The organism is Sphingosinicella sp., assembly GCF_041916975.1.
Taxonomy (GTDB): Bacteria; Pseudomonadota; Alphaproteobacteria; order Sphingomonadales; family Sphingomonadaceae; genus Sphingosinicella.
In genome coordinates this window covers 2,698,482-2,711,799 of record NZ_JAYRYK010000001.1, presented here as the reverse complement: position 1 = coordinate 2,711,799, position 13,318 = coordinate 2,698,482, and the positions used below count along the sequence as shown (strand labels likewise).

The window sequence follows — 13,318 nt, the reverse complement described above, 5'->3', positions numbered from 1 at the left end:
TCAGGCGTCGCCGATGGTGAGCGTAAATATCCGTGTATCGGCACGGACATGGAAGAAGTGCGGCTCTCCCGGCGGAACCATGACGAGATCGCCTTCGCTGAGCCGGGCAATTTCACCGCCGCTTTCGAGATCGAACGAACCCGAAAGAATGAGCGAGATTTCGGTCACGTCGTGAACGCTGAATCCGTCCTCCGGCACGCGAAGCCCGGCCGCGAAGCTCGACACGAGCGTCTGGCAGCGCACATTGCCCCGGGCACTTTTGTGATCCACGAGATTCAGAAGCGCTTCGGTGGCGAGGATCGCCGGTACGACCTTCACGCCGAAGGCTCCGGTTCCTCGCTCGGCGGGAACAGCACGGGCGTGCCGACCCACAGCACCTTCACCGGTTCATCGCCGCGGTTCTGCATCGAATAGCTGTGCCGCGCATCGAAGTGCAGATTGTCCCCCGGACCCAGATCGAAGCTTTCCTCGCCGACCTCGAAATGCAGCTCGCCCTCCAGAACATAATAGAAGGATTCGCCATCGCGGTGGACGCGCGGAAAGATCGGCCCCGGCGGGATGATGAAGATGAAGCTGTCCATCTTCTGGTTCGTATGTCCGGCGCTCAGCCGGATGTACGTGACCGGGGAATCGATCGGGTAATATTCGGGCTCCGCGGCGCGATGCATGATGTTGTTGGTTTGGGGCGGTGCCAGAAAGTAACTGATGTTGACGTCGAGCGCCTGCGCGATGCGCGACAGCGACACGATCGAGGGTGTCGCCTTGCCGCGCTCGGCGAGCGATATGAACGACACCGACAGGCCGGATTGCATGGCCACCTCGTTGAGCGTGAGGCGCAGCTTCTTGCGGCGGTTCCGCAGAAGCTCGCCGAACGACATCATCGGATCGCTCGTCGGCGCCGGGGCACTTGCTTTCACCATGGTTTTCCGGCTTTCCACCTGTTCCTGTTCCACCCCAAGGCCGCTCAGAACGTCTTGATGACGTCGATACCGTAGCTGCGCGGCCGCGCCTGGAAGTTATAATCGGGCACGACAACCTTATCGTAGTATTTCTTGTTCGACAGGTTCTTGCCCCACAAGGACGCGCTCCAGCCGCTGTCGAGGCTGATGCGGATCTGGCCGTTGAAGAGGTCGAGCGCGTCGCGGACCGGCACGCCGATCGCGGTGCCACCCTCGTGGAAGTAGGTCTTGCCGCGGTGCTCCCAGTCGCCGCGCACCAGAAGGCCGAGCCCGTCGCCGATGTCCGCCGAATATTGCAGCGACAGGTTGCTCTTGAACTTGGTGATGTTGGGAAGCTGGTTGCCGACCGTCGCGGGACTCACATCGTACTTGCGGATTTCGGAGTCGATGTAGCCGACACCGCCGATCAGCTCGAAGCCGGCCGGGAGCAGCGCGCGGAACTCGAACTCGGCGCCGGTGATGCGGGCCTTGTCGATGTTGTTCACGATCTGCGCGTTGACGGCGCCGTTGAAGTTGAAGACCTGCAGGTCGTCCGCCTCGGTGCGGAACACCGCGCCACTGATCGACAGCGCCCGCCCGAGCGGCTGCGCCTTGAAGCCTGCCTCGTAATTCTCCGACACTTCCTTGCGGAAGATCGCGTCGGCGACACGCGTGCCGCTCGACGGGTCAAACTCCGTGCCTGCCGCGTTGAAGCCGCCCGAACGGAAGCCCTTGGCGTAGCTGACGTAGAACGAAAGCGTCTGGAGCGGCCGGTAGTTCACCGTGAACTTCGGCTGCCAGGAATCGAACTTTTCCTTGCGCGTGCGCGGATCGGTGATCGGCCGCCAGAGGCCGTCCAGCCGGTAGGCATCCGGCCGCGGGTCCGTCTGCTCGCGGTGATCGGCGTCGTAGCGCATGGCGGCCGAGAGCTCGAGCGTATCCGTGAGGTCGTAATTCGCCTGAACGAATGCCGCATAGGCCTTGTCGTCGTTGTTCTCTTCGAAATAGGCGCGGGTCTGGTTCGCCGTCGCGGGATCGAAGTCCAGCTTGGGAATGATCCCGAAGCCCTTGTCTTCCTGCGTCGCCGTAATGAGATCGCGCTCGCGCTTCAGGAAATAGGCGCCGACGATGTAGCGGAACGGCAGTTCGGACGGGCTCGTGAAGCGAAGCTCCTGACTGAAATTCTGCTGGCCGTACACCTGGAACGTCGTGTTGAACGCCGCCGTGAAGAACGGCGTGCCGCCGCCGAGTCCGCCGAACGTGATCTGCGGCGTCGCGCAGGCATAGGGCGTCGAGAGCGGCGCGGTCAGCTCGAAGCAATTCTGGTTGTCCGAATAGTCGTAGCCGTCGAATGTCGTCAGCATCGACACGTCGTCATAGGACGTGATCGACGACAATGTCCCCGCGCCCGTTTCGTAATCGACCTTGAGCGAGACGTTCTTGAGAACGCGCTTGTTGTAGCCGAGATTGTTGCTCGTCGGCGCGATCACGGTGTTCGCGACGCCGTGCGCGTCGGTGATGACGGTGCCGCCGCTGGCATTGCTCGAACGCACGAAATAGGCAGCGCCGCCGGTCGTGCGGCCATAGTGCCCGCGCAGATCGAGGGTCAGCACGTCGCTCGGCTTGAACAGAAGCTTCAGATCGCCGGTGAAATTGCGGAAATCGTCGACCTTCCTGTCGAGAAACGTGTTGGTGATCCAGCCATCGGCCTGACGGTGCGAGATGCCGGCGCGGAACAGCAGCTTGTCCTTGACGATCGGGCCGGAGACCGAAGCCTCGGCGCGCGTTGCATCGCCGTTTCCGTAACCGAAGGCCACGCGACCTTCGTCTTCATTGGTCACCGGCTTGGTGGTGATGTTGATCGCGCCGGCAATCGCGTTGCGCCCGTAAAGCGCGCCCTGCGGACCTTTCAGCACCTCGATCTGCTGGATGTCGAACAGCTCCTGATTGAACTGGAACGCGCTCGTTTGCAGCACGCCGTCAACCGAAACCGCGACGGGCGTTTCGCCGTTCGGCACCTGCGTCACGCCGCGCACCACGAGGTAGGTCGTGCCCGCATCCTGCGCGGTGTTGAAGGTGACGTTCGGCGTCAGCGCGACGAAATCGCCGGGACGATCGATCTTGGCGTTTTCGATCTCCTTCTCGCCGAACACGGAGATCGACGCCGGCACATCCTGCAGCGATTCCGAACGCAGGCGCGCGGTGACGATGATCTCTTCGACCGCAGGCGTCTCTTGTTCCTGCGCGATAGCCACATGCGACGTTCCGCAAAGCACGGCGGCAGCGGCCACACGGTACACGACCCCGACTGATGTCTTCATTGAGACCCCCTCTTGATGATTCCCATTCCCGTTGGAATCAACTTCTCAGGATCAAACATTTACGTCAACTCAAATTTTGAGTATATAAAAAATATGCAATTAGCCCGGGAGAGAGAACAAGCGGGAAAATGGGTGTCGGGGGTTTGGGGCAATCCGCATCAGACGGATGACGGCGGAGCGCAATGGCCACGCGCCGGATCGGCGTCCCTGCCGATCGCTGGGCGATCGGCAGGGACGCCGTATTCTCATCGTTCAAACGTACTGAGTTGGGGAGTACGATCCGCTCAGGCAGGAGCCGAAGCGGACGCCGGGACGAGGCGAACCGGAATGCCGCGGCTGTCTTCCTCACGGAAATAGGCTCCCCTTGCCGGTATTGTCCCGGCCGGAAGCGGCGCACCCCGATCGTCGACCAGCGTCACGCCGAGTTTCGCAGCCCGCGCCGCGAACGCCGGAATGTCTTCGACGACAACGCCGAGTTCCATAACATGGCCCGAGCCCCGCGCCGCGAGGATGGCCGCCGCGCGGCTTCCCGGCAAAGGCTCGACCAGCCGCAGCCAGAGCGGTTTCTCGTCCGCGCCTTTGGCATCGAGCAGGACGACTTTGGCGGCCCCTTCGCCCGAGCCTCCGGCATGGCGCTTCATACCCATGTAGTTCACGAAGAAGGCGGCGGCGGCTTCGGCATCGTCGGTCACGATCGCCACATGGTCGATCCAGGGTGTCGCCGGCGCCCGGGTCTCATCCTTCCACACACGATCCCGTTCGAGCAGCAGCGACCCCGCGTCGTCCGATCGGACTTCATAATATTCGACCGTGGTTCCGCCGGTCATAGACGTCGGGTAATAAGCGATCCGCTGGCCGGGATTCAGGATTTCATGGCCGTCGAAGACGCCTTCGTTGATGGTGCCGCCGTCCTTGAGCGGTGAGCCGTCCATGCTCAGCATCTCGACGCCGCGCGCCGCCAACGCATCCAGCGCCTTCTGGTATTCGTTGCCGAGATCGAAATTGATCTCGACGAGCGCACCGTCGCCGAGCGCGTCGAGGATGACCTGCCCCGGTCCGGGCGTGGTCGGCTCGATCAGCTCGATCCACAGCCCCGGCGCGTCGAAGAACGTGCCGATCATGCCGCCGGTGGTTTTTTCATCGTCGCTCACCCGGATGACGGTCGGGTGGCGCTTCCAGCCCATCACCTGTGTCAGGAAGCGCGCGCTGGCTTCGGTATCGGCGGACCAGACCGCGATATGATCGAAAATCGGCGTGCAATCGCCCGCCGCCACTCTCGCCGCACGACCGGCGGTCTTCGCAATAGCCATGTCTCGTTCCTCGCTCCCTATTTGCGGAGCGCATTAATAGGCCGATGGCCTAATAAGTCAATATGACGAGAAAAATCCACTTCGGCCCACGGTTTCGCGCGGAAAAGAGCGCCTATTCCAGATTGAGCAAGGTATTGAGAACAACCTTGATTTCGCTTTTTATCGCGGTCATGCCCGCGCTGTCGGCGGCCTCGTAGATCACGGTGATACCGAGCCCGTCGATCAGCATCCGGATGATTTTCGAAACGTGTGCGCGGCGCTCCGCGGTCATGTCCGGAAAGATTCGGCCGAACTCTTCAGCAAGCGTCGTTTCGTAGCGTTCGTTCTCGCGTTTCAGGATCGCGGCGAGTTCAGGACTCTGGTGTGCGATGCCGAACAGGATGTGCCACAGCCGCACATCCTCGATGGACAAGAGATCGAGACTCGAGTCGAGAAGGGCCGCAAGCCGCCCTTTCTGAGTCGAGGTCGCGCCGAGCGCGGTTTTCATCGTATCCGTGTATTTGACAATCTCCTCATCGAAAATCGCTTCGATGAGGCTGGCTTTGGTCGCGAAATAATACTGCAGATTTCCGTGCGTGATGCCGAGCTCTTCGGCGATGTCGCGCAGCACGAGGCCATCAACGCCCTGCACCAGCAGGCGCCGTTTGGCGGCATCGATGATCTGCCGCCGCCGTTCGCGCCCTTTCGCTCTCGCGGGCGTCTTGTCCTGGGGGGCTTTGCTCACACTGTCACGTTTCATCGGCTTGCTGTCGATTCCATTCCATTGCCCTCCCCCTTTTCCAAAACTCGGTCTCGATCGGAAGGTCGGCCTAAAAAATCTTATCCTCGTTTTTCGCAGAAAATCTAGACGATTTCAGCACATCTTAACAGCCCGATCAACGAATGTTGACACAAAACATTTCATTGGCCTAAAATTATCATCAACTCGAGGCGACTCGTGTAGGGACGCCTGCGGCAAGGGAGGATAGCGAATGGGCAAGCACGGAAAACTGAAGCCGGCGGATTGGGGCGCACTGATGCCCGCGCACAATGCCCTCGCGCATCGTCCGCCCTATTATTACCGCGACACCGAAATGGTCATGCTGCAGTTCGAGCCCGATGAGGCTGCGGCGCTTGCGCTCCTTCCGTCCGAGCTGGAACTGATGGAGCCAGCCATTGCCTTCATGGTGATGGAGCAGAACCACTGGACGACGATCGGCGGCTACGGCGAGGTTTATCTCGGCATCATGTGCCTGTGGAACGGCGAGCCTCACGCCTATGTCCCTGGCGTTTATGTGACCGGCGAGAACAGCCAGATCCTGGGCCGCGAAATCTGGGGCTTCGGCAAGAAGCGCTGCCAGCGCTTCGAAATCCGTAAGCACGACAACGGCGATGTCGAAGCGATCATGGACATTCGCGCCGACGATCGCGCGCTGCGCGCCGTGGTGAAGCCGCAGGCCAATGCGGGCGCCGAAATCCTGGCGCCGATCCCGCTCATCTGCCTCAAGATCATTCCCGATGTCGCAGGCGGCGTGGCCCCGGCGCTCGCACAGCTCACGTCGGTGACGTTCAAGGCCGAGCCTTATGTGGGCGTGGACGGCAAGGCCGAGGTTTTCACCGGACCGGCCACGATCGAGATGGCGGTGCCGTCCGACGTCAATCTTCCCATCCGCGCCGTTCATGGCGGCGTCTACGCGCGGTTCACGGCGGACCTGCCCTACGGGAAAGTGCTCAAGACCTACACGGCGTCGGATTTCAGCTGGCAATAACAAAGGGGTGCGGTGGGAGCCGCTTTTCGGGAGGGAGACAAAGGGGTGAAGCAGCTTTTCATGCACGCCAGCCTGCTCGCGCTTTGCGCGGCAGCGGCGCCTGCAGCCGCGCAGGATACGGCGACCGACAGCGGCCGCTCGTCGCTGACCGACGAAATCGTCGTGACTGCGACACGCAATCGGCTGAGCGTTCAGGATGTCGGCGTTTCGGTGTCCGCCTTCACCGGTGAACAGCTGAAAACGGTCGGCATTTCGGATTCCACGCAGATCATCCAGATCACACCGGGCCTGCAGAACCCGCAAAGCAACAGCGGCGCAACCTCCAGCTATTCGATACGCGGCGTCACGCAGACCGATTTCGGCTTCAGCCAGGAAGCCCCGGTCGCGCTTTATGTGGACGATGTCTATCAGGCCAACCAGACCGGCGCGCAGTTCCAGCTGTTCGATATCGAGCGTGTCGAGGTGCTGCGCGGCCCGCAGGGCACGCTGTTCGGGCGGAACGCCACGGGCGGCCTCGTCCACTTCGTCACCGCGCGTCCGTCCGATGAACTCGGCGGCTATCTGGAGGCGGGTTACGGCTCCTACGATCGTTTCAAGATCGAAGGCGCGATCAACCTGCCGCTTTCAGACAAGGTCGCGCTGCGCGCCTCGGCAATCGGAGATTTCCACGACGACATCGCCGAAAACCGCACGGGAAGCGATCTCTGGAACCGCAAGGAGTATGGCGGCCGCGTGCAGCTTCTTCTGAAGCCGACTGACGAGCTCAGCGTCCTTCTCAACGTGCGCGGCGGCAAGCGCCGGAACACCGGCACGCCCTATGATCACCGCGTCGCCACGCCGACCGGGTTCGGCGGCAGCGGCGAGTACGACCTGTCGCCCGGCGCGGTCGATCTGTTCGGTTTTGCCGAACCTGATAACGACCCCTTCACCGTCTCCATCGACGACGTGAGCGCCAGCCGCGCGAAGAGCTGGGGTGTCAGCGGAACGCTGGCGTGGGAACTCGGCGACGTGACGCTGCACAGCATCACCGACTACTCCAAGATCGACGTCCTTCTCCGCGAGGATTCAGACGTTCAGCCCGGCGAATTCTTCCATTTCGTCGGCGCAGGAAAACAGTCGCAATTCTCGCAGGAGCTGCGTCTCAGCGAAAACACGGGAGCGCTGCGCTGGACCATCGGCGGCTTCTATCTCCGCCTGCGCGGCGATTTCGATCAGCGCGGCCTCATCACCGACCTTGGCTACGGCGTCGACGAACAACTCGCACTTTACGCCGTCGACACCGATTCTTATTCGGTGTTCGGTCAGGTCGAATATGATCTCTCCGACACGGTTACGATCACCGGCGGTCTCCGCTGGATTCGAGACAAGAAATCTCAGGTTTACGAGAACTTCTTCCTGATCGATGGCGTGCCGGACAAGATCCCGTTCGGCGCCAGCGGATCGCCGAACCTTGTCGATTTCGCCGGCAAAGATGCCCAGTCGATCTACGCGGCGCGCGCGCAGATCAATTTCAAGCCGAATGACGACATGCTCGTCTATGCGTCGTACAACCGCGGCGTGAAGGGCTTCGGCTACAATGCGCCCGTCGACCCTTCCGGATCGCCGCTGTTCGTCGATCCTGTAACCTTCGATCCGGCGCCCACGGCCAATGCCGCCTTCAAGTTCGAGGACGAGACACTGAATGCGTTCGAACTCGGACTGAAATCGACGTTCGGGAACGGCATCGGGCGTTTCAACGTCGCAGCCTTCTACTATAAATACGATAATTATCAGGCGCTCAATCTCTCCGGTATCACGCAGATCATCACCAACAACGATGCGCGGATGTACGGCCTTGATGCCGAGCTGTTCCTGAACCCGCTGCAGGGTATGGACATCGTCTTCGGCGCAGCGCTTCTCGATACGAAGGTCGAGGATGTGAACGTCGGCGGCGTGATTCTTGACCGCGAAGTCGCCTATGCGCCGTCCGCCCACCTCACCGGCCTCATCCGGCAGGAATGGACCGTGGCGGACGGCACGCTCGCCGCGCAGGTGAACGGAAGCTACACCGGCAAGCACTGGCTCGGCCTCAGCAACGCGGCCGTGCTTCGCGAAAAAGGCTATGTGATCGCCAACGCCCGGCTCAGCTACACGCTGCCTTCGGAAACGGTGACGGTCGCGGTCTTCGCCAACAATCTCGCCGACAAGAAGTATCGCACGCTCGCCTTCGATCTCGCGGGCTTCTTCGGGCTCGTCGAAAACCAGTTCGGCCGGCCGCGCGAGTTCGGCGCGTCGGTTTCGTTCCGCTTCTAGGCGGCAAGATCGGAGCGCTCTGATGTCTTACAAGAATCCGGGGCCGTGGGTCGATCCCGAGCGGGTCGAGGCGGAGCCGTGGAAAACCCATGGCGGGATCGTGAAGTTCTTCGAATTTCCGGTGCCGATCGCGGGCATGTCGCCGCGCGCGTTTCACCTCTATTGGCAGAAGCATCATTCGCCGCACGCCATGCACGTAACCGCATTTTCGCAGTTCATGCGCAAATACAACAGCACGCATAAATATCCCGACGATCCGGTACGGTTTCCGGAACGCTACGCACCCATGCAGCGTGCCGAAGGTGCGGCGGAAGTGTGGGTGAACAGCCTTTCGGAGGTGGGAGACTGGCTCGGCAATCCGCTCTATCCCGAGCTCATCCAGCCCGATGAGCCGCGCTTCATCGCGCAGGACGGATCGGCGGAAGTAATTATCGCCAAGGAGGAACGGCTCTACAAGGCCGATCCCGACCTCGTCGAGAACCTGAAGACGAAGGTCTACCTGCTCGGCCGTCGCCCCGCAGGCATCGACTACGACACCTTCCACGCCGCGGCGAGCGCGCACGCCCGGCGGATACACGAACATCCCGCGCTCGGCCGTCACCTGATCCAGTTCGTGGTGAGCCACAAACTGCGCGAGCCGTTGCCGCTCGAAGGCATGGCGTTTGCCGATATCGATGTGGTGTTCGAGCTGTGGTTCGACAGTGTCGCATCGGCAAATGCCTTCTTCGCCGAACCACAGGACGCAATCGCGAAGCAGGAGGCCGAACTGTTCGGTGGCCAGCCCCTCCGCGCGCTCGCCGTGCGGGTGCGGGTGGTGCACGACGAGTTTTCGTTCCAGCCAAGCACAACACAGCCGCTGCCCTTCTCATGGTAGAAGGCGCGATCAGAACGCGTCAGGTGCATCTGGTCGCGCGGCCGGAGGGGCAGCCGCACCCCGGGCACTTCCGCGTTGTCGATATCGATCTGCCGCCGCCCGGCGACGGGCAGGTGCTTGTCGAGAATCTCTACATGTCGGTCGACCCCTACATGCGGCGCAGCATGGATGCGGAAGCGAAGGATCTGGAGCCGTGGCCCATTGGCGGGCCGCTCAATGGTCCGAGTATCGGCCGTGTGCTTGCATCGCGCCGCGCGGACTTCGCGCCCGGCGATATCGTGGAGAGCATGTCGGGCTGGCAGGCGCATTTCATCTCCGATGGGGAGCCGTTCGCGCCCTATCTCTCGTCCGACACCGCCATCGCTAAGCGGCGTGTCGGCGATGGTGTCGAGGCGCGGGATTATCTCGGCCTCCTCGGCATCGCGAGCCAGACCGGCTATTTTGCGCTCACCTGCGCCGCAACGATGCACGCGGGTCAAACGATCGTCATTTCGAGCGGCGCAGGTACGGTCGGCTCGGTCGCCTGCCAGATCGCCAAGCTGAACGGAATGCGCGTCGTCACCTCCACCGGCAGCGCGGACAAGATTCGCTGGCTTCTGGACGAGATCGGCGTTGACGTCGCGCTCGACTACAAATCACCGGGCTTCGTGGCCGAACTCCGTGCCGCCTGCCCGGACGGCATCGATCTGCTGCTCGAAAATGCGAGCCCCGAGCATTTCTCCGCCTGCCTGCCGCTGATGAACACAAACGCCCTGATGCTGATCGCGGGCTTCATCAGCATCTACACCGGCGACGGCAAGGCGCGCATCGAAAACTTCGAATATGTCCTCGATCGCTTCCTCACCATCAAGTGCTTCGCGTTCATGGAGTATCTCGATGCTTTCGACCGCTTCGTGACGGATATGACCGCGTGGCGCCGAGACGGGCGCATCCGCTTCAGGGAGCAGATCTACGATGGCCTCGACTGCGCCCCCGAGGCACTCTGTTCGCTCTTCGACGGTTCCGCCACCGGCAAGCCGCTCGTGCGGATCGCGGGCTAGCCGTCATGGCGGATACCCCTGCCCTCGATAGATTGAAGACCGCCGTGTTCGCGGACTACACCGCGCGCACACCGAAATCGCACGCACTTTGGGAGCGCGGGAAATCTGTCCTTCCCGGCGGCGTTTCCGGGAATTTGCGCTATTTCGCGCCCTATCCGCTCTACATGGGAACGGGCTCGGGCAGCCGCACAATCGATGTCGACGGCAACGCCTATATCGACTGCTTTTCTTGCAACGGCCCATTGATGCTCGGGCACCGTCCGGCCGCCGTGCTGGAAGCGATCGAACGGCATCGCGACATGGGACCGCTCGTTCTCAATCCGGCGCTTCTCGTGGAATGCGCCGAGCTGCTGGCATCGATCGTGCCGTGCGCCGAAAAGGTGCGCTTCCTGAACAGCGGCACCGAGGCGGTGCTGTCGGCGGTGCGCTATGCCCGCGCGTTCACCGGACGCGACAAGGTGGTGAAGTTCCTTGGCCATTATCACGGCCAGTCGGATGCGTTCCTTGTCGGGCTAACACCCGATCGGCATCCCTTCGGTGCCGGCGTGCCCGCGTCAGCACATGAGGACGTGCTGACGCTGCCGTTCAACGACATTGCCGCGTTCGAAGCGCTCGTCACGGGGCGCAGCGATATCGCTGCCGTCCTGCTCGATCCGGCAATGCATTCGGGCGGTCTGTGGGGTGCCTCGCCGGACTTCCTCCGTGCGGTCCGCCGCGCAACGGCGGCGTGTGGCATCATCCTGATCTTCGACGAAGTCATCACCGGTTTCCGCCTCGGTCTCGCGGGCGCGCAGGGGCACTACGGCGTGACGCCGGACCTTGCGACCTTCGCCAAGGCGCTCGCGGCGGGCGAGAAGCTCGGCGCGGTCGCCGGTCGCGCCGACGTGATGGCCGTCACCGATCCGCTTGCCGCCACGTGTGTTCCCCGCGCCTTTCAGTCAGGCACCGGCAACGATGGCACGGCGGCGCTCGCTGCGGCAATCGGCGCGATGACCGAATACCAGCGTCAGGACGCCGAAGGCGGATACGCGGCACTCGACACGGCGGCGGCGGACTGCGCGGCCACGCTCGTCTCGGCCTTCGTCGCGCATGGCATTCCGCTTCACGTCAACCGGATGGCATCGATGATGCAGCTGTTCATCACCGATGCCCCGGCAAGCTTCGCGCGCTACGCCGCGCTTCGCACCGATCTCGTCGAGCTGTTCTATCTCGCGCTCATCAACCACGGCGTGATGCTCAGCCTGCCGACCTCCAATCACGTCTATTTCTCCTTCGCGCATCAGGCGGCGGACTTCGCCGCGATCGCGGAGGCCGTCGCCACCGTTCTCCGCACCTATCCCTTCGCCGAAGCCTATCAGGAGCTGGCATGATGCATACGACAACGCAGGAACTCGATCGACTGTTCAAAGCCCAGAAGGCGGCGTTCGGCCGCAACATGATGCCGACGCTCGACGAGCGTCTCGATCGCCTTCGTCGGCTGGAGGCAGCGATGGTGCGCAACCGCAAGGGGTTCCAGGAAACCCTCGCCGCCGATTTCGGATCGCACTCGCCGATGGTGACCGACCTTTTCGAAACCGGCGGCGTGCTCGGGCGCAACCGCTATATCCAGACGCAGCTCGCCGAATGGATGCAGCCGTCGGAGCGGCCGCTCAATGCCTACGTGCACGGCCAGTCGAGCGCGCGGGTGATCCGTCAGCCCAAAGGTGTGATCGGCAATCTCGCGCCATGGAACTTCCCCATCGAATGCGCGCTCGTGATGGTGAACGACATGCTGGCGGCAGGGAACCGCGTGATCGTCAAGGCCTCCGAGCAGACCGAGGCGACAAGCACCCTCCTTCGCCAGGCCATCGCCGAGGCGTTCGACGAGAGCGAACTCGCAGTCGTGTGCGGCGAGGATATCGCGTTCGCCGAATATTTCTGCACGCTGCCCTGGGATCATCTTGCCTACACAGGCGGCAGCAAGATCGGCCGGAATGTCCTTCGGCTCGCGGCAGAGCGGCTGACGCCCGTGACGCTGGAACTCGGCGGCAAGAACCCCACCGTGTTTTCCGAATCCGGGGTCAGCGCCGATCTTGTCGAGCGCTTCCTCTACAACCGCGTGTTCAAGGGCGGGCAGGTCTGCACGTCGCCCGACTACGCCTTCGTTCCCGCGCATCGGCTGGACGAATGGATCGCGCTCGCGAAATCCACGTGGTCGGCGATGTATCCGTCTTACGTGGGCCATCCCGACGCGACCGGCACGATCAACCGCCGCCACTACGACCGCATCCTCGGCTATCTCAGCGAGGCGGAAGCCGCCGGCTGCACCGTCATCTCGCTGAACGGCGACACGCCCGATCCCGAACGCCTGCAGATCCCGATGTATCTGGTGATCGGTCCCGGCGAGGCGCTGGGCGTGATGACCGACGAGATCTTCGGGCCGGTTACGGCTGTGAAGCCTTACACCTCGCTCGATGAAGCGGTCGACTACATCAACGGCCACGACCGCCCGCTCGCCGCCTATTTCGTCGGGCGCGAACGCGATCTCGCCGATGTGTTCCAGACCAGCGTGATCGCAGGCGGCATCGGCATCAATGTGTTCGGCCTGCAGGGCGCGGAACCCGTGCTGCCCTTCGGCGGCATCGGCGCGAGCGGCATGGGCTGCCATTCCGGCTACGAAGGCTTCATCGGCTTCACGCACAGCAAATCCGTGTTCGAATGCGCGGACGACAGCCCGCTGATGGCCGCACTCAAGGGCCCCTACGGCGCGATGACCCAAGCCTTCGCCGACGCGGTGTTCCCGCCTTCATGAGCGG

Annotated in this window: 11 protein-coding genes; 6 read left to right on the top strand and 5 right to left on the bottom strand. The window is 62.6% G+C overall.

Going from position 1 to position 13,318, the window contains the following annotated elements; genetic code table 11:
- From ACE3TJ_RS12760 to ACE3TJ_RS12740, 5 genes are all read right to left on the bottom strand, one after another.
- Window positions 1-318, bottom strand: a complete 318-nt coding sequence (locus tag ACE3TJ_RS12760; protein ID WP_374596691.1) for a cupin domain-containing protein — start codon at window positions 316-318, stop codon at window positions 1-3.
- A complete protein-coding gene (locus ACE3TJ_RS12755; protein WP_374596689.1) occupies window positions 315-920 on the bottom strand; it encodes a helix-turn-helix domain-containing protein in 606 nt (201 codons plus the stop codon). Before ACE3TJ_RS12755 ends, ACE3TJ_RS12760 begins: the two co-directional genes overlap by 4 nt.
- A 44-nt stretch (window positions 921-964) precedes the next feature.
- Entirely contained in the window at window positions 965-3,259 is a 2,295-nt protein-coding gene (locus ACE3TJ_RS12750; RefSeq protein ID WP_374596687.1) for a TonB-dependent receptor, read from the bottom strand.
- Between the two features lie 284 nt (window positions 3,260-3,543).
- On the bottom strand, window positions 3,544-4,569 hold the full coding sequence (locus ACE3TJ_RS12745; RefSeq protein ID WP_374596685.1) for a VOC family protein: 1,026 nt from the start codon (window positions 4,567-4,569) through the stop codon (window positions 3,544-3,546).
- A gap of 112 nt (window positions 4,570-4,681) precedes the next feature.
- Window positions 4,682-5,293 carry a TetR/AcrR family transcriptional regulator gene (locus ACE3TJ_RS12740; protein WP_374596683.1) on the bottom strand — a complete coding sequence of 204 codons (612 nt, stop codon included), beginning with the start codon at window positions 5,291-5,293 and terminating at the stop codon, window positions 4,682-4,684.
- 247 nt (window positions 5,294-5,540) lie between these two features.
- On the opposite strand from ACE3TJ_RS12740, the gene ACE3TJ_RS12735 reads away from it, so the two are divergent.
- The 6 genes from ACE3TJ_RS12735 to ACE3TJ_RS12710 are packed head-to-tail and all read left to right on the top strand — an operon-like array spanning window position 5,541 to window position 13,314.
- A complete protein-coding gene (locus ACE3TJ_RS12735) occupies window positions 5,541-6,317 on the top strand; it encodes an acetoacetate decarboxylase family protein (protein ID WP_374596681.1) in 777 nt (258 codons plus the stop codon).
- 45 nt (window positions 6,318-6,362) lie between these two features.
- Window positions 6,363-8,609, top strand: a complete 2,247-nt coding sequence (locus ACE3TJ_RS12730) for a TonB-dependent receptor (protein WP_374596680.1) — start codon at window positions 6,363-6,365, stop codon at window positions 8,607-8,609.
- A 22-nt stretch (window positions 8,610-8,631) separates the two neighbouring features.
- Window positions 8,632-9,483 (top strand): EthD domain-containing protein, encoded by an 852-nt coding sequence (locus ACE3TJ_RS12725; RefSeq protein WP_374596678.1) that lies wholly within the window; start codon window positions 8,632-8,634, stop codon window positions 9,481-9,483.
- Window positions 9,477-10,523: an NADP-dependent oxidoreductase gene (locus tag ACE3TJ_RS12720; RefSeq protein WP_374596677.1), complete on the top strand. Its 1,047-nt coding sequence runs from the start codon at window positions 9,477-9,479 to the stop codon at window positions 10,521-10,523. The genes ACE3TJ_RS12725 and ACE3TJ_RS12720 overlap by 7 nt, the downstream gene beginning before the upstream one ends.
- A gap of 5 nt (window positions 10,524-10,528) precedes the next feature.
- A complete protein-coding gene (locus ACE3TJ_RS12715; RefSeq protein WP_374596676.1) occupies window positions 10,529-11,893 on the top strand; it encodes an aspartate aminotransferase family protein in 1,365 nt (454 codons plus the stop codon).
- Complete coding sequence (locus tag ACE3TJ_RS12710; protein WP_374596674.1) at window positions 11,890-13,314, top strand: aldehyde dehydrogenase family protein; 1,425 nt, start codon at window positions 11,890-11,892, stop codon at window positions 13,312-13,314. Before ACE3TJ_RS12715 ends, ACE3TJ_RS12710 begins: the two co-directional genes overlap by 4 nt.
- Window positions 13,315-13,318: the final 4 nt, after the last annotated feature.